The 24,964-nt window shown below is 57.1% G+C and carries 21 protein-coding genes and 2 pseudogenes; 5 read left to right on the top strand and 18 right to left on the bottom strand.

Annotation, left to right across the window (positions count from 1 at the left end):
* Window positions 1-8: 8 nt before the first annotated feature.
* The 14 genes from K3557_RS01820 to dctP form a co-directional block, all read right to left on the bottom strand.
* Window positions 9-347 carry a tRNA-binding protein gene (locus K3557_RS01820; RefSeq protein WP_259997304.1) on the bottom strand — a complete coding sequence of 113 codons (339 nt, stop codon included), beginning with the start codon at window positions 345-347 and terminating at the stop codon, window positions 9-11.
* A gap of 11 nt (window positions 348-358) precedes the next feature.
* A complete protein-coding gene (locus K3557_RS01815) occupies window positions 359-1,423 on the bottom strand; it encodes a tartrate dehydrogenase (protein WP_259997302.1) in 1,065 nt (354 codons plus the stop codon).
* Window positions 1,424-1,435: 12 nt separating this feature from the next.
* Window positions 1,436-2,890 (bottom strand): NAD-dependent succinate-semialdehyde dehydrogenase, encoded by a 1,455-nt coding sequence (locus K3557_RS01810; RefSeq protein ID WP_259997300.1) that lies wholly within the window; start codon window positions 2,888-2,890, stop codon window positions 1,436-1,438.
* A 122-nt stretch (window positions 2,891-3,012) separates the two neighbouring features.
* Complete coding sequence (locus K3557_RS01805; protein WP_014873171.1) at window positions 3,013-3,504, bottom strand: Lrp/AsnC family transcriptional regulator; 492 nt, start codon at window positions 3,502-3,504, stop codon at window positions 3,013-3,015.
* Window positions 3,505-3,522: 18 nt separating this feature from the next.
* Window positions 3,523-4,245 (bottom strand): haloacid dehalogenase type II, encoded by a 723-nt coding sequence (locus K3557_RS01800; RefSeq protein WP_102848402.1) that lies wholly within the window; start codon window positions 4,243-4,245, stop codon window positions 3,523-3,525.
* A 3-nt stretch (window positions 4,246-4,248) separates the two neighbouring features.
* Complete coding sequence (locus K3557_RS01795) at window positions 4,249-5,604, bottom strand: aminotransferase class III-fold pyridoxal phosphate-dependent enzyme (RefSeq protein ID WP_259997299.1); 1,356 nt, start codon at window positions 5,602-5,604, stop codon at window positions 4,249-4,251.
* Between the two features lie 125 nt (window positions 5,605-5,729).
* The gene (locus K3557_RS01790) at window positions 5,730-6,356 is read right to left on the bottom strand and encodes a TetR/AcrR family transcriptional regulator (protein ID WP_076618343.1); all 627 of its coding nucleotides are present in this window, start codon (window positions 6,354-6,356) and stop codon (window positions 5,730-5,732) included.
* Window positions 6,357-6,359: 3 nt separating this feature from the next.
* Complete coding sequence (locus K3557_RS01785) at window positions 6,360-7,670, bottom strand: TRAP transporter large permease (RefSeq protein WP_259997297.1); 1,311 nt, start codon at window positions 7,668-7,670, stop codon at window positions 6,360-6,362.
* A gap of 2 nt (window positions 7,671-7,672) precedes the next feature.
* A complete protein-coding gene (locus K3557_RS01780) occupies window positions 7,673-8,167 on the bottom strand; it encodes a TRAP transporter small permease (RefSeq protein WP_102914974.1) in 495 nt (164 codons plus the stop codon).
* Between the two features lie 54 nt (window positions 8,168-8,221).
* Window positions 8,222-9,220: a TRAP transporter substrate-binding protein gene (locus K3557_RS01775; RefSeq protein ID WP_259997293.1), complete on the bottom strand. Its 999-nt coding sequence runs from the start codon at window positions 9,218-9,220 to the stop codon at window positions 8,222-8,224.
* A 37-nt stretch (window positions 9,221-9,257) separates the two neighbouring features.
* A complete protein-coding gene (locus tag K3557_RS01770; RefSeq protein WP_259997291.1) occupies window positions 9,258-10,379 on the bottom strand; it encodes a Xaa-Pro peptidase family protein in 1,122 nt (373 codons plus the stop codon).
* Between the two features lie 791 nt (window positions 10,380-11,170).
* Window positions 11,171-12,460, bottom strand: coding sequence for a TRAP transporter large permease (locus K3557_RS01765; protein WP_102853809.1), 1,290 nt, complete (start codon window positions 12,458-12,460; stop codon window positions 11,171-11,173).
* Entirely contained in the window at window positions 12,457-12,972 is a 516-nt protein-coding gene (locus K3557_RS01760; RefSeq protein ID WP_259997288.1) for a TRAP transporter small permease, read from the bottom strand. Before K3557_RS01760 ends, K3557_RS01765 begins: the two co-directional genes overlap by 4 nt.
* 132 nt (window positions 12,973-13,104) lie before the next feature.
* Complete coding sequence (gene dctP / locus K3557_RS01755) at window positions 13,105-14,103, bottom strand: TRAP transporter substrate-binding protein DctP (RefSeq protein ID WP_259997287.1); 999 nt, start codon at window positions 14,101-14,103, stop codon at window positions 13,105-13,107.
* 580 nt (window positions 14,104-14,683) lie between these two features.
* On the opposite strand from dctP, the gene K3557_RS01750 reads away from it, so the two are divergent.
* From K3557_RS01750 to K3557_RS01740, 3 genes and pseudogenes are all read left to right on the top strand, one after another.
* Window positions 14,684-16,117: an FAD-binding oxidoreductase gene (locus K3557_RS01750; protein ID WP_259997286.1), complete on the top strand. Its 1,434-nt coding sequence runs from the start codon at window positions 14,684-14,686 to the stop codon at window positions 16,115-16,117.
* A gap of 422 nt (window positions 16,118-16,539) precedes the next feature.
* The gene (locus tag K3557_RS01745) at window positions 16,540-17,445 is read left to right on the top strand and encodes a site-specific integrase (RefSeq protein WP_259997285.1); all 906 of its coding nucleotides are present in this window, start codon (window positions 16,540-16,542) and stop codon (window positions 17,443-17,445) included.
* 80 nt (window positions 17,446-17,525) lie between these two features.
* Window positions 17,526-18,459, top strand: a pseudogene (locus K3557_RS01740) (transposase).
* 394 nt (window positions 18,460-18,853) lie between these two features.
* Here K3557_RS01740 and K3557_RS01735 read toward each other — a convergent pair.
* The 3 genes and pseudogenes from K3557_RS01735 to K3557_RS20535 form a co-directional block, all read right to left on the bottom strand.
* Entirely contained in the window at window positions 18,854-20,377 is a 1,524-nt protein-coding gene (locus tag K3557_RS01735; protein WP_259997284.1) for an NAD(P)-binding domain-containing protein, read from the bottom strand.
* Window positions 20,378-20,714: 337 nt separating this feature from the next.
* Entirely contained in the window at window positions 20,715-21,458 is a 744-nt protein-coding gene (locus K3557_RS01730) for a LysR substrate-binding domain-containing protein (RefSeq protein ID WP_259997283.1), read from the bottom strand.
* Window positions 21,459-21,497: 39 nt separating this feature from the next.
* Window positions 21,498-21,623, bottom strand: a pseudogene (locus K3557_RS20535) (LysR family transcriptional regulator); the annotation flags it as partial.
* Window positions 21,624-21,722: 99 nt separating this feature from the next.
* On the opposite strand from K3557_RS20535, the gene K3557_RS01725 reads away from it, so the two are divergent.
* A complete protein-coding gene (locus K3557_RS01725) occupies window positions 21,723-22,403 on the top strand; it encodes a cupin domain-containing protein (protein ID WP_259997282.1) in 681 nt (226 codons plus the stop codon).
* A 31-nt stretch (window positions 22,404-22,434) separates the two neighbouring features.
* Complete coding sequence (locus K3557_RS01720; protein ID WP_259997281.1) at window positions 22,435-23,520, top strand: FAD-dependent oxidoreductase; 1,086 nt, start codon at window positions 22,435-22,437, stop codon at window positions 23,518-23,520.
* A 155-nt stretch (window positions 23,521-23,675) separates the two neighbouring features.
* Here K3557_RS01720 and K3557_RS01715 read toward each other — a convergent pair whose 3' ends face one another.
* Window positions 23,676-24,893 carry an adenylate/guanylate cyclase domain-containing protein gene (locus K3557_RS01715; RefSeq protein ID WP_259997280.1) on the bottom strand — a complete coding sequence of 406 codons (1,218 nt, stop codon included), beginning with the start codon at window positions 24,891-24,893 and terminating at the stop codon, window positions 23,676-23,678.
* Window positions 24,894-24,964 lie beyond the last annotated feature (71 nt).

The following is a 24,964-nucleotide window of genomic DNA, read 5'->3' as shown; positions in this document are numbered from 1 at the left end:
GGCTGACATCAGAAGACTTCGCTTCCCAAAACCGCATCATGCGAGGGTTGCAGCAGGATAGTCTCGCCAGCCTCGTTCGGGACTCCCATGACCAGAACTTCAGATTTGAAACCGGCAATGTTGCGTGGCGGCATGTTCACCACGCAAACGACGGGCCGTCCAAGCAGCTCTTCTTCGGAGTAGTTTTTGATCTGAGCGCTGGACCAGCGCCGGCCTAGCTCACCAAAATCAACGCGGACCTTGTAGGAGGGGTTGCGCGCGCGGGTGAAATCCTTGACCTCGACGATCTTGCCCAGGCGCATTTCCACCTTGGCGAAGTCGTCATAGACGATCTCTGCTTTGTTCATGTCATTGTTCCTTACGACAGTGCGGCCAGAATGGCGGCTTCCGACCCTACAGTATCGGCGGTACCGCCGAGGTCGCGGGTTTTAGTGTCGGCGCGCTCCAGCGAGGATTCGATTGCGCGTTCGATTTCTGCGGCAGCCCCGGGCTCGCCCAGATGCTCCAGCATCATGGCAGCGGTCCAGACAGCAGCAACCGGGTTGGCGACGCCTTTGCCTGCGATATCAGGCGCCGAGCCATGGACCGGTTCAAACATCGAGGGATACTTGCCCTCCGGGTTGATGTTGGCCGAGGGCGCGATACCGATTGAGCCAGCAACCGCGGGTCCCAGGTCGGACAGGATGTCGCCAAAGAGGTTCGAGGCCACAACCACGTCAAACCAATCCGGATGCAGGACAAAATTCGCGGTCATGATGTCGATATGGAACTGGGCCGTACCGATACCCGGATGACGCTCGGCGGCGGCGGCAAAACGCTCGTCCCAGAACGGCATGGTGTGAATGATGCCATTCGACTTGGTGGCCGAAGACACATGTTTGCGCTTGCGGGTTTTGGCCACGTTGAACGCATAGTCCATGATCCGGTCCGTGCCGCGTCGGGTCAGGATGCTTTCCTGAATGGCGGCCTCGTGTTCCGTGCCTTGATAGACGCGCCCGCCGATCTCGGAGTATTCCCCTTCGACGTTTTCGCGCACGATGATCATGTCAATGTCATCAGCGCCACGCCCTGCCAAGGGCGAGTTAATGCCCTTCAACAGGCGCACGGGACGGACATTGGCATACTGATCCAATTCGCGGCGCAGCGGGATCAGCAGACCCCAAAGCGACACGTGATCTGGAACGCCGGGGAAGCCGACAGCCCCCAGATAGATGCTGTCAAACGCCTTCATCTGCTCGATGCCGTCTTCGGGCATCATACGGCCCGTGTCGTGATAGCGTTCGCAGGACCAGTCAAATTCGGTCCAGTCCACAGTGAAGTTGTGCTTTTGCGCCACAAGGTCAATGACGCGCTGACCGACCGGCAGAACCTCTTTGCCGATCCCGTCTCCGGGGATGGCTGCGATACGATATGTTTTTGTCATAGCCGGGATTCCTTACGCGATGCCGCCGATATGCAGGGTTTTGACTTCCAGGTATTCATCGATACCCTGACGCGCACCTTCACGGCCCAGACCGCTTTCCTTGATGCCGCCGAAGGGCGCGACTTCAGTGGCGAAGCCGCCCACATTGATACCGATCATGCCAGTTTCCAGCTCTTCGCTGACACGGAATGTGCGGGTCAGATCGTTGGTGTAGAAATAGGCTGCCAGCCCGTAAGGCGTGGCATTGGCCGCTGCAAGCGCTTCCTCCTCGGATTCGAACTTGAAGAGCGGCGCGACGGGGCCAAAGGTCTCTTCGTCCGCCACGATCATATCGGTGGTCACACCGGTGACAACCGCCGGTCTGATGAAGCGCTTGCTGCTGTCATCCTGGGTGCCGCCAACAATGACGGTTCCACCCTTGGCAGTGGCATCGTCCAGATGTGACTTGATCTTGGCAATGGCAGCGTCGTTGATCATGGGACCAATTTCCACACCGTCTTCAAACCCGTCGCCCAACTTCATGTTTCCAACAACGGCTGCCAGCTTCTCAGCGAAGGCATCATAGACACCGGCCTGAACAAAGATGCGGTTGGCGCAGACGCAAGTTTGCCCCGCATTGCGGAACTTCGAGGCCATGACACCTTCGACAGCAAGATCCAGATCGGCATCGTCGAAGATGATGAAAGGAGCGTTGCCGCCCAGCTCCAGGCTGAGGCGTTTCATGGTGCCCGCGCATTGCTCCATAAGCAGTTTGCCCACACGGGTGGAGCCGGTGAAAGACAGCTTGCGCACCGCAGGGCTGCCGGTCAGTGCTCCACCGACACCAGCAGGGTCCCCTGTGACAATGTTGACCGCCCCGGACGGAAAGCCCGCGCGTTCCGCCAGCACGCCGAGTGCGAGGGCAGTGAATGGCGTGAACTCCGAAGGTTTGATGACAACCGGGCAGCCTGCAGCCAGCGCCGGAGCGATTTTCCGGGTGATCATCGCCGCTGGGAAATTCCAAGGCGTGATGATGGCGCAGACGCCGACGGGCTGTTTCTGCACAATGATGCGGCGGTCCTGAACCGGGCTGGGGATGGTTTCGCCATAGACGCGCTTACCCTCCTCGGCGAACCATTTCACGAAAGACGCGGCATAGGCGATTTCGCCTTTGGCTTCTGCGAAAGGTTTGCCCTGCTCCAGGGTCATGAGCGTAGCCAGGTCATCCTGAGATTCCATAATCAGGTCGAACCACTTCTCCAGCAGCGCGCCACGATGTGCTGCAGTGGTTTTGCGGAAGGTCGCAAAGCAAGCCTCGGCGGCGGCAATTGCGCGATCCGTTTCGTCGGAACCGCAGTTCGGCACAGTGCCGACAACAGAAAGTGTTGAGGGGTTGTCGACTTCGATCGTCGCGCCGTTGTCGGCGTTGATCCATTCGCCCGCCACCAGGTTTTGCTGACGAAACAGAGAGATATCTTGAAGGTTCATAATTTCCAACTCCAGCAGTTAGGAAAATCCTATCGGGTTTGCGCGAGGGGAAATCTTGAATTTGCCAGTCCGGTAGCATCCTGTGCCGCGATTGGCCCGGCTTCAACATTTTGTGCCGCACCTTAGTCGCGGTCGACCAGATCCTGGATCGGCACGCTGTGCTTTTCTACAACCGGCTTAATCACGATATAGGAGAAATACTTATCGATGCCGAGGTTCCGCTCCAGAAGATCCTCCATGATCTCCTGATACTGGGACACACCGCGCGCGACAAACTTCAACAAGTAGTCGTACCCGCCGCTTAGCAAGTAGCAATCCACCACATTGTCATGCTTTCGGATTTCGTTTTCGAACCGCACGAAGTCCTTGCGGCGGTGGTCTGCAAGTGTGACTTCGGTGAAAACCGTTACGTGTTCAGCCAGTTTCTTGAGGTTGATAACGGCCCGGTAATTCTGGATGTAGCCCGCTTTCTCAAGCCGCTTTACCCTTTGCAGGCAGGGGCTGGGGGACAAACCCACAGCCTCCGCCAGATTCACGTTGGTTATGTTGCCCTGCGTCTGCAGGGTGGAAAGAATATTGATGTCGATCCGGTCGAGCTTCGGCGTCCCCACCATATTCTTTCCTCCCGTTGCTTAGCTCGCCAACTCTGCCTGATGGGCCTTTGCCATGTCCATCATGCTGTTGAATTGGAAGTCATATTTCGGCATTTCGCCAGGGTTCATGGTGGCGCCAAAGCCCGACTTGTCGTGGCGGCGGTAGATCCAGCAATTTGACAGCCCGTATTTGTTGGCCGGTGCGTGGTCGTGGAACATGCTTTCAGCGGTGTGCAGAATTTCATGCTTCTGAATGCCCTGACGCGCCATCATTTCGATCATGTAGTCGAAGTTACGGTCGAACGGCTTATAGCTGCCCACATCCTCGGCGGTGTAGACGCCGTCGAAATGCACACCAAGGCGGGTGTTGGCGCCCGAGAAGGTGAGGTTGTCAGTGTTGGTCAGCACCACCAGTTTGAAGTGTTTCTTCAGGTAGGTCAGCGCCTCGATTGTGTCGTCGAACGCGGGCCAGTGACGTGCGGAACGGCCATAGGCTTCGCATTCCTCCCAGGTTACCTCAACGTTCCATTCCTCAGCCAGGCGGCGGTACACTACGGGCAGCAGCTCGTAGTATTTCTTCGACGGCGTATAGCGCTGCGTTGTGCTTTCGTAAAAGGCATGCGCTTCAAGAATGTCGTCGCGCGACAGGCTGCGGCTCACCCGGTCTGTCAGGGGTTTCAACCCGGTGACCATGCCGGTTTCCCAGTCGAGCAAGGTGCCATAGACGTCAAAGGTCAGTGCTTTGAAATCACTCAGTTTCATGTCTTATCCTTTCAGATCCAGAAGGGTGTTCAGGGTCGCACGGAGACGGGTTATCAGCAGATCCACCTCAGTCTCAGTGATGCAGATGGGCGGGGCAAGGCCGATCACGTCATCCGCAAATGCGCGGAAAATGACGCCGTTCTCGTACCCGGCTTTGGCGAGGCGGGCGGCAACGTTCATTTCCTTGGCAGGTTTCGCCTTGGTGGATTTGTCAGTTACGATTTCCACAGCTGCCAGCAGTCCCTTGGCCCGGACATCACCCACCAGCGGATGGTCCAGCAGGGTTTTCAGCTGTGCCTCGAAGTAGGCGCCAACCTTCTTCGAGTTTTCGATCATACCGCCCTCGTAAAGCTTGATGACCTCGAGAGCGACAGCTGCGCTGACAGGATGCCCCGAATAGGTGAAACCATGCCCAAACGGCACGCCTTCCGGCGCGGCATCAGCAATGGTCTGATAGATACCATCCGAAACAAACACCGCACCCATAGGCGCATAGCCCGAGGTCAGGCCTTTGGCGGTTGTCAGGAAATCAGGCGTCAGCCCTTCGTGCTCGCAGCCAAACATCGGCCCGGTCCGGCCAAAGCCTGTGATGACCTCATCCACAATGAACAGGATGCCCAGTTCGCGGCAGGTGTCCTGCATCGCTTTGGCATACCCTTCCGGCGGTACGATCACACCACCTGAACCCTGGACCAGTTCCATGATGAACGCAGCAGTGTTTTCAGCGCCAAGCTCTGCAACCTTGGCTTTCAGGTTGGCGACGCCCTGCGCGATGATTTCCTCATCTGAGATTGCTTCGTTGCGATACGGATAGGGCGATGCAATGTGGTGCTGCCATTGCATCGGCAGATCGAACTTGTCGTGAAAGACCGGCAGAGCAGTCAGTCCAGCACCGTTCGAACTGGAGCCGTGGTAGCCCTTCTCCAGTGCAATGAAGTGCTTCTTGGAGCTTTCGCCGCGGGCGTTGAAGTAGTAGCGCACCATGCGGATCACGGTATCCACCGCATCCGAACCGCCCAGGGTGAAGAACACATGGTCCAGATCGCCAGGAGACAACTCGGCGAGCTTGGCCGCCAATTCAATTGCCGGCTCGCTGCCAAAGTGGAAATACCCAGTTGCATAGGGCAAGCGCTGCATTTGCTCAGTGGCAGCGGCAACTACATTCTCGTGGCCGTATCCTGCGTTGACGCACCACAGACCTGCAAAGCCGTCGAGCAGTTCATTGCCCTCGGTGTCAGTCAGGAAGACACCCTTCCCCGATTGCATAACAGTAACACCCCGTTTTTCGTGGGCGCGGATTGGAACCACAGGATGGAAATAGTGGGCCCGGTCTTTTTCGATAAGAGAGTTGGATCGCATCGGTTTCTTTCCCGTATGAGCTTTCAATCGAGGGTAAGGGAAACTGCCGGAAGGAAAGTGCGTTTTGCAGCCGGGAACGGCATTTTCGGCCGTCGTTTTTCCTTTGACAGCATTTTATGCTGCACCTACCTGACTGACTTTGCCGGAATTAAAGTGGATCGTGCTCTGAGAAGCCAGTTTTGCAGCATATTCTGAAAGTATGGCGGGTCATCGCGCCATTGGCTTTGGAATGCCATGCCGCGAACGAGGCACATGAATTCATTCATCATGGCTTGCCGTATGTCTGCGCTACAGCCGAACGCCGCGAGTTCGACGTGCCAGACGTCATTGAGCGCCTCGTTGAATTTTTGGGATTCTGCAGCGACATAGGCCAGTTCTGTCTCATTCACGCGGGCTTCGGACAGGTAATCCATGGACACCTGAAAGATTCCGCTTTGGTATCTTTCCCAGATGTATTCGGTCAGGGCTTTCAGGCGGTTCTGGCCAGGTTGCAGTGTCCGGGTGAAACTGCGCAGCAGATCCGCCTCGCGGCAAAGCATCTCAGCATAGGCCGCCTGAATGAGGTCCTTGCGTGATGGGAAATGGTGCAGCATCGCTCCCCGCGACACGTTGGCCTGGCGGGCGATGTCTTGTGTTGACGTATGCGCCAGTCCCCGATCAACGATCAGGAACTGTGCTGCTTCCAATATCCGGGCCTGGGTCGCCGCGGATCTTTCGGCCTGTGTGCGCCGTGGCTTGCTGGATGCCGTCATGTCTTAGCCTGCCAGATAGGCTGGAAGCCAAAGCGCAATTTGCGGAAAGACGACCATCAGCAGTACGGCGAAACACATCAAAAGGAAGAAAGGTATCGCATAGACCGCCACCTTGTGGATCGGAACACCGGAGAAGCCCTGAATGACAAACAGATTAAATCCAACAGGCGGTGTCATCTGGCCCAGCTCGATCATGATAACCAGAAAAATACCGTACCAGATCGGGTCGAACCCAGCGGCGACGACGACAGGCAAAGTGATCGGCAGGCTCATCACGATGATCGAAATGCCATCCAGGAAAAACCCGAGCAAAATGTAGAAGATCGCCAGAGAAGCAATCAGCACATAAGGGGACAGGTTCAGAGCATCGATCGCTACGGCGATATTGCGCGGGATGTGCATGTAGCCGATGGCGGACGACAGAAAGGCTGCGCACATCAGGATTGAACAGACCATGCAGGAGGTTTTGAGCGCGTTGATCAGCGACTCCGCCAGCATGGCGCGCGACAATTGCCGGCTGAATGCCGCGAAACAGAGCGCGGCAAAGACACCGATGGCTGCTGCTTCGGACGGCGTGGCCCATCCGGTGTAGATTGACCCAATAACCACAAGGATAAGGCCAAAAACCGGAGCAAGGTTGCCCAGAATAGCACTTGGCCGGGCGTCTTCCTTGCTGATTGTGTCCTTGGGTGCAAGTGCTGGTGTAATTGCGCATCTTGCGGCCAGATAGGCCGCATAAAATGCTGCGATCATGAGGCCGGGAACCACACCAGCGATGAAAAGCTTTGCAATTGAAACCTCGGCCAGAACTCCGTAGATGATCAGGACAATGGATGGGGGAATGAGAAGCCCAAGGCTGCCGGCTCCGGCAAGGGAGCCGAGCGCGAGGCTTTGGGAATACCCGCGTTGGTTCAGTTCATTTGTGGTGATCCGGCCGACAGTGGCAGTCGTCGCCGCGCTGGACCCGGAAACGGCGGCAAAGAGAGCTGATCCCAAAACATTGGTATGCAGCAACCCTCCAGGAATTTTTGATACGAGCGGAGAGAGACCTTTGTAGAGCCGTTCGGAAATATCCGTCCGGAACATGATTTCTCCCATCCAGATGAACATTGGAACAGCGGCAAGTTCCCAGGAGGAGGCGCTTCGCACAATGATCCGGCTGGCAATCGCTCCGATCTTGTCAGGCGGGAAACCCATGAAGGCGAACAGCGAAACTGCCGCAGCGGTGGCGAGAGCAAGAAATACCCACATACCAGTCGCCAAAACAGCGAGCATCAGAATGAAAACGGCGAGTGCTGTTGTAACGGGGTCCATGATTAGCCCTCCTGTGTCTTTGGAATGAATGGGCGGATAGCAAGGGCCGATAACTGCAGCACCAGCAGGCAAGCGCCCGCAAAGACAATGGCATCCGGTATCCACAATGGGACTTCGGCCACGCTTTCGCTGACTGCGCCGCGCTTCCAGTTCTTGATCAAGTTGCGCCACAGGAATGTGCAGAAGTAGGCCCCCAGACCAGTTGCGCAGGCAGCCACGATGAATTCGACCGCTTGCTTAATTCTGCGCGGGAGCCTGAGTGTAAGCAAGTTTACCTGGATCATGCCTCCGTCCCGCAGTGTCCAGGACAGCGATAAGAAGGTGATCGACAGAACCGCAAAGCCAATGAACTCATCCAGGACGTGGGTCGAGGTATCGAACAAAGTCCTCATGACGGTTTCCAGGAGGATGTGTGAAACGGCGTATATGAGAATGGCAGCCGCGCAAATCAGGGCGGAATAGGACACAGCATCAATCGCACGCAGAAGAAGTCGCATGGTATTCTCCGGGATCGTCGGTGGCTTCAGGAGACGCCACCGACTTGTGGGGTGTTATTGAGCTTTCGCTGCATTGAAGGCGTCGATCAGGGCTTGCCCCCGGGCGCCGGTGGTCTCCAGCCAATCGTTCAGTGCAGCTTTGCCGGCGGCTTGCAGGGCGGTCCGGTAGGTGTCGTCGTCCGATGTGACCACAGACACTTTGTTTTCAGCCAGCTGACCGTAGGTTGCGGCAAGACGATCCGGGATCGCAGCCCAGTTCTGATCACGGGTTTCGGCGGCTGCCTCGAGGACAGCAACCTGCTGCTCTGCGCTGAGACCATCGAAAGTGCTTTTCGAGATGTGGACGAAATTCAGGGGGATCGCATAGTTGTAGATCTCGGTGAAGGTGGTGAAGTGTTCCCAGAAGCTGCCTGAAACCCCGCCCTCGGCAGATGTCAGGACCGCATCAATTGCGCCGGTCGAGATCGAAGGAACAACGTCGGCCCAGGACAAGCGAACCGCGGCTGCGCCCAGTTCGTTCAGAGCAGTGGTGCCGTTTTTGTCATAGGTGCGGATTTTCAGTCCCGCCAATGCATCGGTCGAGTTCTTCGCATCAGTGGCCCAGATGCCTGACGGCGGCCAGGGAGAGGCGTAGAGCAGGATCTGGTCGTTTTCTTCAAAGACCTTTTTGAACTCGGGTTCAGCCACCTTGTAGAGCAATTCGGCCTCTTCCACTGTGGTCACGTAGAAAGGCAGCGAAGAGATCAGGAACAGCGGATCAATGCCGCCAAGCGCGCCGCCGTAGGTGTCGGCGATTTCCAGGGCTCCCTCGCCGACGGCGTCAAAGTGATCAGCCGACTTGTAGCCCAAGGCACCGCCGTAATGGACTACGACCTCGACGGACCCGCCGGTCTTTTCGGCGACCAATGAGGCAAAGCGCGCATCGCCAACCCCATGGATAGAAGTGGCCGAATACTCGTTGGAAAGGTTCAGGGTGACATCAGCCGCATTTACTGCGGCGCCGGTGACAGCGAACGAAAGTGCCGCCACGCTTGCGAGAAGCATGTGTTTCATTTGGGTTCTCCTTGTTGGTTTGGTTTTGATTTGGACGTCAGCTGCCCAGTGTCATTGAGGCAATGTCATGGGGCATGTCGGTCAACATCTCGTAGCCGTCATTGGTGATCAGAACGGTGTCCGAGTGGCGGAACCCGCCCTGGCCGCGCCAGTAGATGCCTGGCTCGATGCTGATCACCATGTTCTCCTGCAGGACGTCGTCACTGCCTTCGGCAACCCAGGGGCCTTCGTGACCTCCCATGCCGATCCCATGGCCTGTGCGATGCAGGAGATTGTTCCCAAAGCCCTCAGCGCGAAGAAACTCCATCACCTTGTGGTCGACTTCGTGGCAGCTGACGCCTGGGCGCAAAGCTGCGAAGCCAATCTTTCCGGCTTCGACCATGGTGTTGAAGACCTCAGCATCTTCTTTGCGGGGAGAGGTCACAAAGAAAGTGCGTTCAGTTTCCGCGGAATAGCCGTTCACACGCAGAAAGGAGAGGCCGACGTTGGGGCCCTCAATCAGCGTGTCCGAGGGCTCTGGGAAACGGTGCGGCTGGGCACTGAAGGGTGCGGACCAAATGCCCTGCCAGATGTTTGAAATATAGGGGTCTAGATACCCTTCTTGTTGCGCGATTTCCTCTCGCAACAGGCTGTTTGCCTTGTCCGTGTCCGCGATGCGGCCACCGTGGCAGGCCAAATCCATCGCTAGCTTCAGGCCACGGTCCGAATACTTCGCCGCCTTACGGATGGCAGCAACCTCGTAAGGGCTTTTGACCATGCGGAGCTGTTCGACATAAGGCAGGACCTGAGGCGACCAGCTGGACAGCGCCACCAGCAATTCACCGGTGATCGACATTTCGACGCCAATGTTTTCATCGGCAGGCAACACAGATTGCAGCGCTTCTATGTAGTTGCCGCCGGCCGGTGCGGGGTAGTCGATATATTCGACGATCTGGTGCGGCACAGCGATGGTCGCCATGTTTTCGGCTTCGATCCGGGGTGTCAGAAAGACCGGTTGGTTACCCGGACGGACGATAATGAAGAAAGGCCGTTCAAAGGGTTCGTAGCGGAAACCAGTGAAGTAAAAGATGCTGTCTTTCGTCGAAATCAGAAAGGCGTCCAGGCCTGCCTTCTTGATTTTCTCTTCGAGAGCGGAGAAGCGGGTTTGGTGTTCGAGCATGGTCTTCCTCAACTAACAATCAGGACTGACTGTTTCTTTATTGAGGCCTGTTCTGCCCGGCGTTTTCTGCTCTTCTCGGCCGGGATTCAGCATAGGATGCTTTGGGGGCGGCGGCTGCCAGCATAATCTGTTTTCCCCCGGCGGGCGGAGAAATTGGCAGCTCGTGACCGAACTCTGCCTTAGTCTAAGGCTTAAGTGTAAGTTTGGCTCGTTCGTGCCAAAACTTGTTTCTCCAAAACGATGAAAGCCGGCGGTTAGGCCGGCTTTCAAAAGATATGTTTTGGAATTTCAGTGCTGGTACACTCCGCGGAAGAACTCATGCCAGCGAAGCGACAACCATTGCTCCGATGACGGCGAGGCCAGTTGCAACAAACCCGAAAAGTTCCACCGTGTTCTTGAGGTCTTTGGTCATTTTCGTCTCCTGTGAATGATGTTGGCAAGCTCTGTTGTTGAGCTTGAGATAACTTTTAAGACACTGCTTTTGCTCAATAAACCACCAAGTCATCATCCCCGGTATGCCAGCTGCGCATGCCTTGAGGGAGTGAATTTCGCATCACTCTCCTTTGGCGGCATTTTGTGCTGCTGCGGCGTTGGCAGGAAGCAAATTCTGCTGCAGCTCTCAGTCAGGGGCGATTTGAAGCACTCCTGAACTCAAAAAAGCGTTTGTGGGAATCGCTGCCGTCAATGGCAGAGGCTTAAGGCGGAGAAGACAAACAGGCCGCACCTGCGAAGGTGCGGCCTGTTCTTTCTTCAAAACTCAGTTCCAGCTGCGGAAGAACCGGATTTTGGGATCACCCCAAAAGCAGCTCGGGCAACCAAAGAGCGATCTCCGGAACAAATGTCGTCAGAGCCAGGGTTGGAAGCCACGCGAAGATGATGAAAATCAGCGTCGGCAGCAACATGCTCGAAACTGGCGTCTTGGTGATTTTCGCGCCGAGGTACAGCAAGGGGGCAGTAGGCGGTGTAATGTTCGCCATTCCAAGGTTGACCCCCAGCACAGCGGCAAAATGGATCGGGTCCATTCCGACACCCTGCACAATCGGCAGCAGGATCGGTGTCGACAGCAGCAGGCCAGAAATGTCGTCCATCAGCATACCGATCAGGATCATGACCAGGTTGACCATCAGCAGGATCACAATCGGGTTGTCTGACACAGAGTAGACCAGATCCTTTGCGATGTTCGGGATATCCTCAAAGATCAGGAACTTGCTGACAATCAGCACCATGAAGATCATCACCATGACGACGCCGATGATCACACCTGAATCCGTCAACGCTTCAACCAGAGCCCGCCAAGTCAGGCCGCGGTAGACATAGATTGCCACAGGAATAGCGTAGACGACCGCAACGCCGGCGGCTTCTGTCGGTGTCATGATACCGCCGTAGATGCCCCCCAGAATAATGAGCGGCATCAGCAAAGCCGGAAAGGCCAGAGTCGCCTTTTGCCGGAATGCGATGCCAAATTCCTGCGGGCGCTCCAGCAACTCGATGTCATCATATTTGCGCAGCATGAACTGATTCACAGCGATAAGCAGAGTTATCAGAATAAGCGCAGGGACGACTGTCGACAGAAAGCACTTGAGCACCGATTGCTGCGCCACCCAGCCATAGAGAATATGGTTTCCGCTGGGCGGGATCAGAAGGCCCAAGGGGCTTGCGCACACGATCAGCGCGGCCGATTGCCCTTCGGGGTAATTCGCGCGGCGAAGATGCGGCATCATGATGCTGCCGATACAGGTCAGCGTCGCATTGGCGGCACCGGAAATGGACCCGAAGATCCCGCATGCCAGAACGGTTGCTGCGCTCAACCCGCCTTTCAGGTGGCCGATGAACAGTTCGGCAAGGCTGACAAGCGGAGCCGCGATTTTGCCGCGCTCCATGATTGTCCCGGCAATCATAAAGAGAGGGATCGCCAGCAGAACCAGGGATCGCAGTTTCGTCGAACCCGACGGCAGGTAGCCCGAAACTTCGTGCCCTCCCATGGCCGCAAGGAAAAGAAGAACCGCACCAAATGCCACATAAACGCTAACACCCAGCAGCAGCATGCCGCAGATAATGACCAGACTGCCTGCAATGATCATTGATCAGCCTCCTCTTTCTTGTTCATGTCTCCAGCGTCCATGTCGTCCCCGTAGTCAATTTCGATGCCTCTGATGTGCGCGTAGAGATACGCCGCGGCAAAAGTCGTCATGAAGAAGAAGCCAAGGAAGATTGAGACCCGCCAAGCGAAGTATGGGATCTTCAGGGCCGGGGTGGTTTTCCAGATCGGGTATTTGGCCAGTTCCTCGGCCAGCATCAGATACCCCCAGTAGAGAATGGCTGCGGTCACCACCAATTCAATGGTCAGCACGATCAGTCGGCGCCACCATCGCAGTCTGGGGTTTGTGATAATGATCCCGAGGATGTCTGCATTGATGTGGTGTCCGCGTTCGGAGGCCAAAGCTGATCCAGCAAAGAACCCCCAGAAACAGGCTGTCAGCAGCCATTCCTCATAGGCGAACAGATCACCGTTGAAACCATATCTGATGATCACAACCAGAAAAAACGTGACTGACATCAGAAATCCGCTGAGGATCACGATCCAGCGCATCATCCTCAGGGAGCCCTGAAGAGGCGTTGCGATACCCTTTGGTAATATCTCGGCTATATGCGCCATAGATTTCCCCCTGTATGCATACACTTGGGCCGACCTGTGACGGCCGGCCCTTCTTGTGTTTTCAGTGTTTTAGTTCAGGCTGGACAGAAGGCGATCGATGTTATCCTTACCGACGCTGTCTTCAAGCATGGGCCAGATTTCGGTGCGTACCTTGCTGGCCATGGCCTCCTGCTCTTCCGGGGACAACTTCAGAATGGTGTAGCCGCTTTCGACCAGCTTCTGCTCGAAGACCGCATCGTTTTCACGGTTGTAAGCGAAGAAGTCATCCGAAGCCTTGGTGAAGGCCGCTTGCACGACATCACGCTGCGCTTCGTTCAGCTCTTCCCAGGTCTTTTCCGAAACGTAGTAGGAGGTGTTCTCGGGGATCGAATTGTACTGGACGAAATGCGAACCCACGTCGCTCTTTGCAAAGATCGAGTAAGTTGCTGTCTTCGTGCAGCAGATTGCGCCATCAACAATGCCAGACTGGATTGCAGGGAAGATGTCGCCCCAGGACATGGTGGTTGCCTGATAACCCAGCGTTTCGACCATCGACTTCACGACATTTGAGGACCAAACACGAATGTTCATGTTCTTGGCGTCGAAGTTGTTCCAGTTGGCCGGCTCTTCAGTGGCCACGATGCCGACAAAACCTTCCGGGTTCTGACCGAGCAGGCGGATGCCATGGTCAGAAAGGGTTTCCTGAATGATGGTGTTGAACTCGGAATCCAGGTCGCGCATGACAGAATTCATTTCGTCCCAGTCGCTCACGAGAAACGGCATGGATAGGATTTCAAGACGTGGGTCGGTGTCTGCATAAAGAAATGCAGCGGCGAAATCGATGTTCCCGCGGGCAACATCTTCCAGCAGTGCTTCGCCGGACCCAAGCTGGTTGGCCGGGAACACCGAAATCTTTAGGCCTACATCTGCGGCCTCAATGTCTGCTTTAACCTGTTCCATCATTTTGGAACCCTGGTGATCTACCGGGAAGACTCCGGCAAACTTCAGCCGCATATCGGCGGCAAATGCGGGCGCGGCAAGCTGCAATGCAACAGATCCAGCTGCCAGATATTTCAGGAATGTTTTCATCTTCAGTATCTCTCCTCATGACCGAAGGTTTTCGTGGTCGTAGGGTGTTCCCGCGCGCGTCCTCGTCGTGCTCTGCTGTGAGAGCGTCAGCAGAGCGAACAAGGTCTGCAGCGTTTTGCGGGCGAGCTTGCCGAGACCACCGCCAGCCAATCGCCTGTGTCCGCAGGGTCATAAAACTGTGGTGTTTCCGGCATCACCAAAGGTTCCCCTCCTCCTCTTTGGTTCAATCAGAGTAGGAGCACGGCAAATCCTGATTATGCTGAAGGCTGCAGTGAAACGGCAGAATCTGTGGGCTTAATCAGGTCCTTCAGTGCCATCTTTTGCGCTGCGCCGCTTGCCGTCAGTTTGTCGATTCTAACGCTCATTTTTTTACTTACGGCCTGCCTTTGGCGGGTTGCGGCTTGGTGCCTGCATCTCGTGATCTTGGCGGGGCGTTCGTTCAGCGATCTATGAGACGGCAAACAGTTTGATGGCCCAAACTTCTGCCAAGGCGGCACAGAATGCCTTTTCCGGACAGGAAAACAAAATTTCATGAAGCGAGCGCCCATTACCATGCCGATCAAACACAAGAGGGTGCGTGATGACTCCATATGAACAAGTGCTGGCGGAGCTGCCGGCAGAGATCGTGGTGAACGACAAAGACATAATCAACGGTTACACAACTGACTTCCGGAAGAAGTATACCGGCGAAAGCCCGGCACTGCTGCGCCCCCGTTCGACAGAGGAAGTGGCCTCAATTGTCAAACTTTGCAATCTGCACAGCGTCGCCCTTGTCCCGGTCGGCGGCAACACAGGATATTGCGGCGGCGCGACCCCGGACGAAAGCGGCCAGCAACTGCTGATCAGCTTGCAGCGCATGAACAAGATCCGGGAGATGGATGCCGACAACCTCTCGATCACTGTTGATGCGGGATGCATTCTCTCTGAGATCCATGAAGCGGCGGAACAGGAGAACTTGATGTTCCCCTTGTCGCTTGGCTCTCAGCAATCGTGCCAAATTGGCGGGAACATTTCGACAAATGCCGGAGGGGTTTCGGCAGTTCGCTACGGGATTACCCGGGACCTGGTTCTGGGCCTCGAGGTCGTGCTGCCGGATGGCCAAGTGCTCAGCAACCTGTCCCCGCTGCGGAAGGACAATCGAGGGTATGCGTTGCACCAGCTTCTGATTGGCGCTGAAGGCTCGCTCGGTATCGTTACAGGAGCCTCTTTGCGTCTGTTTTTGCCCGCGGCGAGTCGCGTCACTGCCTTTCTGGCGATTAATGAGATCAGTGATTTGATGCCGCTCTTGGCAAAAGCTCAGCGGTATTCAGGTGAGGCGGTCACGTCGTTCGAATACATCTCTGGTGCATCTCTCGACCTTCTCTTTGCCGGCAAACCTGAATTGCGCCGCCCCATTCAAACTTCTTCCGAACATTTTGTGCTGATCGAGGCCGCATCGTCCTCCCCGGTTCTGGGCCTCGACCAGGCCATCGAAGCGTTTTTTGAGGATGGAATGTCCGGCGAAACAATCGTGGACGGTGTCATTGCAACAAGCGAACAGCAAAGACAGGACTTTTGGAACCTGCGTGAACACATCCCCGAAGGTGAAGTGCTCAACGGCGGATCAGTGAAGCATGATGTTTCTGTTCGTATCTCCGATATGGCCAGGTTCATTGAACTTGGCTCCGATCTCGTCCATCGGTACGGGCAGGGAGCCCGCCTTTCTGTTTACGGCCATGTTGGGGATGGCAATGTACACTTCAACGTGCTTGCCCCGGAAGGTGCCGAGTCTCCAGCCTACCTCGATGAAGTGAGTGCAAAGGTTTCTCCCTGCATTTATGACCTCGTCGCAAAACTCGACGGCTCATTCAGCGCTGAATACGGACTTGGGCAGGACAAGCTGCCACTTGATCAAATCTATGGAGATCCGATCAAACGGCAATTCATGAACGCATTGAAGAATGCCTTTGACCCTCTAAGTGTCATGAACCCAGGCAAAGTGGTCAATGGTCACACAGGTACTCATTTGAAGTAAAGCTGCTTTTTGACGAAAATGGCTAACCTTATCGGGCTGTGTGTACGAAAATGTAAGCCACACAGTCCAATAATTGGCACTTGAGATATGTCGGCCGCCTATCTCTGAGAGGGACGCCACTAGTACAGATGACGTGAGAATTCGGTCTGATCCATACATTCATTTCCTAAACTACTGCATCATCTTCGAACGACCGGTTTAAGGGGAGGCGAATCGGCTTTTTCTACGATCGGTGGGCGTCTCCTTTGCTCCGAACTTGCTTTGGCCAATGGCGGCTTTACGCGCAAGCACTAAATCGCTCCGCGATAGGGGGCTCTGCTTGGCCGGTGTCGGCCTGAAGCGGTATTCGTTTCGCGGTTTTCGAGGTCGGGTGTGTGCTGTTGGCCGAGGTGATTTTGCCTCGGTTGACAGAGGGTTTTCCCATGACCAATCAGCACCCTGCACCGGCGGCACCCCTCCGCGCGCGCATGATCGCGGATATGTCGGCACGCAATCTCGGACCGGCGTCGCAGACCAGCCACCTGCGGGCCTGCAAGCGGTTTGCCTCCTGGCTCGGGCGATCTCCGGAGACAGCTTCACCGGATGACGTGAAGCATTTCCAACTGCATCTGATCGAGAGCGGGACGAGTATCTGCACCCGCAACCAGACCATGACCGGGGTGATGTTTCTGTTCCGTGTCACCCTGCGCCGGCATGACCTGGCGGCCGAAGTGTTCCACCTCAAGAAGCCCGTGAAGGTTCCCGTTGCGCTGAGCCGCAACGAGGTCAGGCGCATCCTCGCCATGGCCCCCTGCCTGAAGGCGCGCGTGATGCTGTCACTCGCCTATGGATGCGGCCTGCGGGCAAGCGAGGTCGTCCGGCTGAAGGCCGGCGACATTGTGCCGGAGGCGCGTCTTCGACACGACGGGGAACAGGACATTATCCGCATCGTGCAGTCGAAGGGACGCAAGGACCGCAACGTGATGCTGCCCGTTGATATTCTGAGCCTGTTGCGGGTCTGGTGGACCGAACGCCCGACCGTCAACGACAGGGGGGTGTCCGGGCCTGATCGCGCGCTCTTTCCCGGCTATTGCGGGCGGCATCTTTCGGCCAGACAGATCTCGCGGCTGTTCAAGCAGGCAGTGCTGGCCGCCGGGATCACCAAGCCGGTCACTCTGCACACCTTGCGTCACAGCTTCGCGACGCATCTGCTGGAACGCGGTGTGGATATCCGGATCATTCAGGCGCTGCTCGGGCATGCCAAACTCACCACGACGGCGCACTATGCCTGCGTTGCCACCACTGCCCGGCAGGCGATTGCGCAGCAATCTGCCGAGAGGGGGGCATGATCTCGGCGGTGGAGAGCCCGCTGGACGGCCTGACCGCGGCGAAGCGCAAGAAGCGCAGGAAAGGCGCGTCATAGACCGCGTTGTCCCGGCCGAAGCTGGAGGTTGCGGATATCTTCCGGGTCCATGGTTCTGCCTGGCGGGCGGCCAATGCAGGCCATATCAGCCTCGACCAGTTGAAGGTGATGAACGCCATCAGGCGCTGCCGCACGGCAGCGCTCGGCGGCCATGCCGCGCGGTGTGAAGACTGCCCGCATGATCGTGCCCCCCTCTCGGCAGATTGCTGCGCAATCGCCTGCCGGGCAGCGGGACGGCGGCCTGTCTGCGGACGGTGCGCGGTGGATCGCCTGCCGCAGGAACTTCTTCCTCTCCGTCCGGGTGCTGTCCCGCCTCTACCGGCGCCTCATCCTGGACGGGCTGGCCCGGCTGCACAAAGCCGGGAAGCTGCACTTCTTCGGCGGTCATGCCGGGCTTGCGGATCGCGCGGCCTTCGACGCGTTCCTGCAACCGCTGCGCAAGATCGATTGGGTTGTGTATGCCAAGGAACCTTTCGCCGGACCCAGGGCCGTGCTGGCATACCTGTCGCGCTACACCCACCGTGTCGCGATCTCGAACAGCCGCCTGATCCGCATGGACGGCCGGAGCGTCACCTTCCGCGTCAAGGATTACCGCGTCAACGGTCCCGGGCGGCATACCACCATGACCCTCAAGACCGGCGAGTTCATCCGCCGCTTCCTGATCCATGTCCTGCCCAAGGGGCAGCACCGTATCCGCCACTACGGCTTCTTCGGGAATGGCAACCGTGCCGCCAATATCGCCAGGATCAGGGAACTGCTCGGGACCGGACAGCCTGATCCGGATCTCGGGCACGACGGCACGGCCGATGACGCTGATGCACTTGCCCGCATCCTCGCGCTGCCATGCCCCTGCTGCGGCGGGCACCTGATTATCGCCGAGACCATCGCGCCAGAACGACGCCCCAGGGCACCGCCAGGAACAGGGAGGGCCGCCGCATGACATGCACGCCAAGGATCGGAAGTCCAATCGCCGCTGCCCGCGATACCGCTTGCGGCCAATCCGGCATGTCCTCGCCCGAATACCGTTTCCGAGCCATCTTCTATCCCCCTTGCTCGACAAAAGTAGTGGCCCAGGTTTAAGGGGCAAAGACAGGTTCGTTCGTTTGGGACGAAGGGCGCAATTCGCAGGCCGCGAAATTTGGAAAATCCTACGAGGCACGCCTGGTGGTCGCCTTAAGCTGTAGTGCGGACCGGGAAATTGCGGGGCTTTGGTCCCTGCAATTCACATACGGCGCGCCGCTGCCGTTTCAGCTTGGCGGTGGCGCCGCTTTCTTGAGAAAATCTGTACCGGGCAAGGCATCAGCCTCGCCCGGCTGCCTGAGTGGCCGAGTGCGTTAAGTGCAGCAGTTTGCCTGCTTTGCTGCCGCTTCAGGTTTTTGGGACGATCCGCAGCAGCCAGAGGATGCGGTGGCTGCGTCTTCACCCGAGCCATATGACCCGCAGCATCCTGCCGCATTTTCTTGCGCGGGGCTGTAGCTGCTGGCGGAATCCGGACTGCTATCCTCGCTTCCGCAGCAGCTGGATGCTTGCTGCTGCGGGGCACCATAGATTCTGGCGGGATCGGGGTTGGCTTCCAGTTTGCCGCCGCAGTTGAATTCTGCGCCGTCTTCTCCAATGCAGCAGGCAGGCGCAATTTGTTCAAGCGGCATCTCTGTGACAACTCCAGCCAGAGAGTCGGTGATTGAGTGGACTTGGGCATAGCCGGTCCGCATCAGGAAGGTCGGGGCCCGCCCATAGGACTTCATGCCAACAATGAAGAAATTCTTGTCCGGGTGGGACAGCTCCTCCACGCCATGAGCAGGAACAGAGCCGCATGAGTGAAGGTTCGGGTCAATCATCGGGGCGAGGAGGCGCGGGGATTCAACCACATCGTCAAGATCCAGCCGCAACTCGCGCAAGATGTCCAGATCAGCGCTGAAGCCGGTATTCACCACGATCCGGTCCACTGTAATCTCGCGGGGCTGGTCGGCGACCATAAGGGATACTTTCAACTTGCCGTCTGCTTTTGTGATGCGTTCGACGCGCATCGGTGCCAGCAGATCGAGCGAGCCGGCATCGATGGCTTCTTTTGCCGCTGTGCCCAAGGCCGCACGCTCAGGCAGTTCCTTGTTCAGGCCGGCACTCGACAACAGTTTTTCCATTGTGTTGTGCCGAAGCCCCCAGAAAATCTGGGTGCTAGGATTGCCGCGGCGCAACTGCAGCAAATCGAGAACAACATTTGTTGCGGAATGCCCGCCGCCCAGAACCAGGGTTGATTTGCCTTCATACAGCTTCCGGTCTGCACCGAGCGTATCCGGAATTGCATGGAAGATGTGCGTTTTGGCTTCCTCTTCCCCGGGAACCGGAAGCCCATCGGCCCCGATCGGGTTCGGATTTGACCAAGTGCCGGACGCATCAATGACGGCGCCAGCTTCGAAAACATGACGCACTCCATCAGCCGTCACATAGTGAACGCTGAACGGGGCATTGTCGCGTCCCCTGGAGACTGACTTGCTCAGGCCGCGTTTTGAAACCGCGATAACTTCCGCACCGAATTTAATGTGGTCTTTTAGCAGGGTGATGGATGTTGCCGGCATCAGGTACTGGTCGACAAACTCCTGGCCTGTCGGGACGCTTTCCGCATCCGGTTCTGCCCATCCCGCATCGTCCAGCAGGGTTGTTACGGAGGGGTCAGTCATGAGCTGCCAAGGTGTGAACACGCGGACGTGGCCCCATTCCTGGATAGCGCGGCCCGCTGAATTGCCTTTCTCCAGGACAATAGGTGTCAGGCCTTTTTGTAGCAGCTGAGCTGCAGCTGCTACCCCAACGGGTCCTGCGCCAATGATGGCCACGACGTTGTCATTCTGTGTTTGCTTCATTTTATTTCCTCGATGCATCGATCATCAAAGTTGCGAGTCAAAAAAAACCACTAAGCATTTGCCGGACAGGAGCATTCCTGCAGGCAGTGAGCCATTTATTTCCGTTCAGCAAAGGAGACTTGGAATTCTTACTGCCCTTTCTCTTTTGCCGAATAGACTTGCGATTGCAGTCAGAGATACACATTGACCATCGATGCATCAAGTGGGAAGCTCAAAAATGCGGAGAATACTGCCTGCCGACCCCACTAGCCGCCTGGTCAGCCGCTGCGCTCTCTCACAGTGAATTACAGAAGGTTACTGAACTGAAACCAGCGGTGCAGCATCAATGGCCCCGACCCTAGAAGCCATTCTTTGTCCCGGCCCCGGGGAATTTGCGGGCCAGTTTCAAGAAGCCGGCCACATAGTCGATGCCGGCGTCTGGCTGCCGCAAACCCACATTGATGCTTTTGGAAAGCCCTGTTTTTCCGATCCTCACAGTGCGGATAGGAAGGCCCGCCCCGGTTTCGATGATCAGCCAGTCCGGTAAAACCCCCAGTCCGCGCCCCGCGGCAACAAGCTGGAGCGTGAGGTCGATGCTTTCTATTTCCACACGCCGCCTGGGGCGGCAGCCGGCCGGGATCAAGAAGCGCGTGTAGATGTCGAGCCTGTCCATGCTGACCGGTACGGAAATAAGTGTCTGATCAGTCAAGCTGGCAGGTTCGGCTGCGGATTGCGCTGCCAGGGGATGATTGTGCGGCACCGCAAGCATGATCTCGTAGTCAAAAACCGGTTCAAACAAAAGCCATGGCCTGGCCACCGGATCGGGTGTGATCAGCAGGTCAATTTCGTGCGATTCCAGTGCTGCAATGCCGTCGAAACGGAACTCGGTGCGGATCTCCAGTTCAACGTCCGGCCATGCCGCCAGGTAAGGCGCGGTGACCTGCATCAGCCATCTCTCGCAAGGATGGCATTCCATGCCGACCCGGAGGACCCCGCGCCGCCCGGTTGCCATACCGGCCAGAACGGTTTCAGCATGTTCCAGCTCCGGAACAATGCGGTCGGCCAAATCAAGAAGATAGGATCCTGCCAGCGTGAACTCCAAGCTGCGGCCCTTTTTGCGCCAGAACTTTACCTGGTGAAACTTCTCCAGCTTGGCAACTGCATGGCTGACTGCCGACTGGCTGAGGTTCAGACGGTCTGCTGCTGCCGTGACGCTGCCCGCCCGGCGCACTTCGCGGAGAACGGCTAGATGATACCGGTCAAGCATTATGAGCATCCTGCATTGATTAATGAATTCATACCATTACTGTTCATGAATTGGCAGTGCTATCCACAGTCACAGAGCTGAAAGGAAAAGGACCCCGCCATGCGCATCAACGCAGAACTGGACCAGCCAGTTACCGTTCACGCCTCCTCCCTTGATTGGACCCCGAGCCCGACGGCTGGAGTAGAGCGCAAGATGCTGTACCGCGAAGGCGGTGAGGTTGCGCGGGCGACGTCCATCGCCCGTTATGCGCCGGGAAGCGCCTTTCCTGCACATGTTCACAGCGGCGGAGAGGAAATTCTGGTGCTTTACGGGATCTTTCAGGATGAGCACGGGGATTACCCGGCAGGCACCTATTTTCGTAACCCGCCAGGAACCTCTCACAGCCCTGCCGCAGTTGACGGCTGTACGATTTTTGTCCGCCTGTGGCAGTTCCGGGATGGGGATGCGGCACAGATTGTCCGTATGCCAGGGGAGGGCGGTCCTGGTGAAGAACGCCAGGGTGTGAAATTGTCAAACACCCTCTTCGAGGACGGTGCAGAACGCGTCCTGCTGGAAGAATGGGAGCCGGGCGTTGCTGTTGCAGTTGAAAACACGCGCGGGCTGGAACTGTTGGTACTGCAGGGAGAGCTTTCGGTGAGAGGAAAATGTCTGAAGGAACTGAGCTGGCTGCGGTTGCCGGCCGGTCACGGCATTGATGCCCGAACAGGGGTTGCCGGCGCAACCGTCTGGATCAAGGATGCGCCGTTGCAGCATCCGGACGTATTGCAATTGCCTGCCTGATCAAGCGCGCGAATGGGGCACGAAGACACTGATGGACACCAAAGTTGCGATCATTGGCGGCGGCCTGGCCGGCCTTAACGCCGCCCGTCTCTTGGATCAGGCCGGTATTGATTACCAGCTCTTTGAAGCACGGGACCGGCTGGGCGGGCGCATTCTGACTGTGAACCAAGCAGGCAGCACCGATGAGGATGGTTTCGATCTGGGGCCATCGTGGTTCTGGCCGCGGATGCAGCCAGCCATCGGCAGCCTGATAGAGGAGCTGGGGCTGCCGAGTTTTGCCCAGCGTGCGGAGGGCGACGTGATATTCGAACGCATGTCGCGCGAGCCTGCCCTGCGCTACCCTGGGGGGCGCCAGGAGCCGGTATCCAGGCGCCTTGAAGGGGGAACAGGCGCACTGGTCCGTGCCATTGAAGGCTTGCTGCCGGGTGATCGGGTTCACCGGGGCGCGCGTGTTGCTGGCCTGTGCTTGCTAGACAATGGGGTGGAGCTGACAATACAATTCCAGGACGGTGCCGGGCATAAGGTCAAGGCTAGTCACGTCATTGCCGCGCTGCCGCCGCGCGTGCTTGCATCATCCGTGCGGTTTACGCCTGATCTGGAAGAAAATGACCGGCGGCTATGGGACAGCACGCCAACATGGATGGCGCCCCATGCCAAGTTCCTGGCGGTATATCAGCAACCGTTCTGGCTGGAAGCGGGGCTCAGCGGAACGGTACAGAGCATGGTCGGTCCGATGGCGGAAATACACGACGCCACCACCGCTTCGGGCAAGGCAGCTCTCTTCGGCTTCATTGGAATCGGAGCCCGGCAAAGGGCGCAGATGGGGGAAAGCCGGCTCAAGCAGGATTGCCTGTTGCAGCTTGTGCGCATTTTCGGCGAAAGGACGGCTATGCCGCAGACCGCGCTTATCAAGGACTGGGCAGCTGATCCGCTGACAGCGGCTCCCGCGGATCTGGACAATAGCGGGCACCCAGCGGGCGCATCCGCTTGGGTTAGCGGCCCTTGGCTAGGGCGCCTGACGCTGGGCGGCAGCGAAAGCAGTCCCAAAGAGGCCGGGTACCTGGCTGGAGCGGTAGAAGCTTCTGGGCTAGCTGCACACGCTGTGCTGGAGGCATGAGCAAAGCGTTCTGGCGTCAGTGGTGCGGAATGAATGGGTCCTGACCCTAACAGGCAGTCAAAAATCCTACACATATTCACCCAGCCGCATGCCCTGCACGAAAGTTGCGGGGCTAAGGAGGCTCGCAAGGTTACCTGCGACAGCGAAATTTAAAGTCAGCAGAGAAGGGTCCCAAAACTCTCCAGCGAAAACAACTCCTTGGGTTCCCGCACGCCGCGCAGTTCATGGCTGCCGAGGCTGGCAAGCTTTATGCTTTCAACGGTGAGGCTCCGCGCGAAGGCTTCGGAAATTACAATGTCCCGGTTCAATTTGCGGCACATGCCCTCTATGCGTGACAATTCGTTCACCGCAGGTCCGGTAACAGTAAAGTCGAGACGGTTTGGCGAGCCCACATTTCCATAGTGGACTTCTCCAAGGTGGAGGCCAAGGTATAGGCCGGTTGCGGGCAGGCCTTTGTCCCGTCTTGCAGTTGTCAGCCTGGTGATTTGCCGCCTGAGATGTTCGGCCGCATGGGCTGCGGCACAGGTGCTGAGCGCATCGCTGCCTTTGTTGAAAACAGCGAGCACCCCGTCGCCCATGAATTTGAGGATATTGCCACCGTACCTGTGGACACTGTCTACCACGCATTCAAAATAATCGTTGACCATATTCAATAGCTGGTCGCGCGGAACCTCGTCGGAAATTTTGGTGAATCCTTGCAAGTCAGACGACCAAAGTGCCGCCCGTATGCTATGTCCTGCACCTCTTTCGATCTGACCGTTGAAAACAGTTTCGGCTGCATTTTTCCCAAGATAGGCCCGGACAACATTACGGCCGATCTGCTGGTTGGATGAGGTCTTGATCACCAGGGCGAGCGTTTGCGCGATCCGCTTGATCACCTCCAGATGCCAGTCTTCAAAGCCGCGCGGCCGGTCGGTTGCCCAGGATGTCAAAAAAATGCGGGCAGGACCCAGGCTCATTCCCGTTCCCAAGGAGATCCGCAACGCGAAATAGTCCGTTCCGCCGTCCTGCTGCAGTTTTTCCAGCAAGGGGAAACAGCCGTATCCGCTGAATCCGAAGAGCGGGTATCTCAGGCTATCAGCCTTCTGGTAGATCAGTTTGTAGAAAGGAGTGCGGGAAAAATCGGTTCCGGCTTCTTGAGACGCGCGCAGCCAGCTTTCTGTTTTAATACCGCCTCCATCCCGGGTCCAGAGATTCAGATAGCCACCGATTGTCGGGTGCAGCACTGGCTGAGAGGCATTGAATCTGACAAGGGGCACACCCGCTTCAAGCAAACGCCTGCAAGCGCGTTCAAGCACCGAAGCCTCACCAAATTCGCTGAGTGCATCCTCAACAATTGCATGGGCGATACGGGAGATCTTTTCTTCAGTCATTTGACAGCTCCTGCTTGCCTGGTTCTTGGGCCGATCGGCATTCAGGCCCTGAGGGGGGCACATCTGTGCTC

It is taken from the genome of Leisingera sp. M523 (assembly GCF_025141335.1).
In the GTDB taxonomy this organism is placed as follows: domain Bacteria; phylum Pseudomonadota; class Alphaproteobacteria; order Rhodobacterales; family Rhodobacteraceae; genus Leisingera.
This window is presented reverse-complemented; position numbering and strand designations above follow the sequence as displayed.

Coding starts and splice junctions, on each gene's coding strand:
- K3557_RS01735 (WP_259997284.1), bottom strand. CDS start 20,377: ATGAAGCAAACACAGAATGACAACGTCGTGGCCATCATTGGCGCAGGA.
- K3557_RS01785 (WP_259997297.1), bottom strand. CDS start 7,670: ATGGACCCCGTTACAACAGCACTCGCCGTTTTCATTCTGATGCTCGCT.
- K3557_RS01765 (WP_102853809.1), bottom strand. CDS start 12,460: ATGATCATTGCAGGCAGTCTGGTCATTATCTGCGGCATGCTGCTGCTG.
- K3557_RS01820 (WP_259997304.1), bottom strand. CDS start 347: ATGAACAAAGCAGAGATCGTCTATGACGACTTCGCCAAGGTGGAAATG.
- K3557_RS01775 (WP_259997293.1), bottom strand. CDS start 9,220: ATGAAACACATGCTTCTCGCAAGCGTGGCGGCACTTTCGTTCGCTGTC.
- K3557_RS01805 (WP_014873171.1), bottom strand. CDS start 3,504: ATGGTGGGGACGCCGAAGCTCGACCGGATCGACATCAATATTCTTTCC.
- K3557_RS01810 (WP_259997300.1), bottom strand. CDS start 2,890: ATGAACCTTCAAGATATCTCTCTGTTTCGTCAGCAAAACCTGGTGGCG.
- K3557_RS01790 (WP_076618343.1), bottom strand. CDS start 6,356: ATGACGGCATCCAGCAAGCCACGGCGCACACAGGCCGAAAGATCCGCG.
- K3557_RS01800 (WP_102848402.1), bottom strand. CDS start 4,245: ATGAAACTGAGTGATTTCAAAGCACTGACCTTTGACGTCTATGGCACC.
- K3557_RS01715 (WP_259997280.1), bottom strand. CDS start 24,893: ATGACTGAAGAAAAGATCTCCCGTATCGCCCATGCAATTGTTGAGGAT.
- K3557_RS01760 (WP_259997288.1), bottom strand. CDS start 12,972: ATGATGCGCTGGATCGTGATCCTCAGCGGATTTCTGATGTCAGTCACG.
- dctP (WP_259997287.1), bottom strand. CDS start 14,103: ATGAAAACATTCCTGAAATATCTGGCAGCTGGATCTGTTGCATTGCAG.
- K3557_RS01725 (WP_259997282.1), top strand. CDS start 21,723: ATGCGCATCAACGCAGAACTGGACCAGCCAGTTACCGTTCACGCCTCC.
- K3557_RS01745 (WP_259997285.1), top strand. CDS start 16,540: ATGACCAATCAGCACCCTGCACCGGCGGCACCCCTCCGCGCGCGCATG.
- K3557_RS01780 (WP_102914974.1), bottom strand. CDS start 8,167: ATGCGACTTCTTCTGCGTGCGATTGATGCTGTGTCCTATTCCGCCCTG.
- K3557_RS01750 (WP_259997286.1), top strand. CDS start 14,684: ATGACTCCATATGAACAAGTGCTGGCGGAGCTGCCGGCAGAGATCGTG.
- K3557_RS01795 (WP_259997299.1), bottom strand. CDS start 5,604: ATGCGATCCAACTCTCTTATCGAAAAAGACCGGGCCCACTATTTCCAT.
- K3557_RS01815 (WP_259997302.1), bottom strand. CDS start 1,423: ATGACAAAAACATATCGTATCGCAGCCATCCCCGGAGACGGGATCGGC.
- K3557_RS01770 (WP_259997291.1), bottom strand. CDS start 10,379: ATGCTCGAACACCAAACCCGCTTCTCCGCTCTCGAAGAGAAAATCAAG.
- K3557_RS01720 (WP_259997281.1), top strand. CDS start 22,435: ATGGACACCAAAGTTGCGATCATTGGCGGCGGCCTGGCCGGCCTTAAC.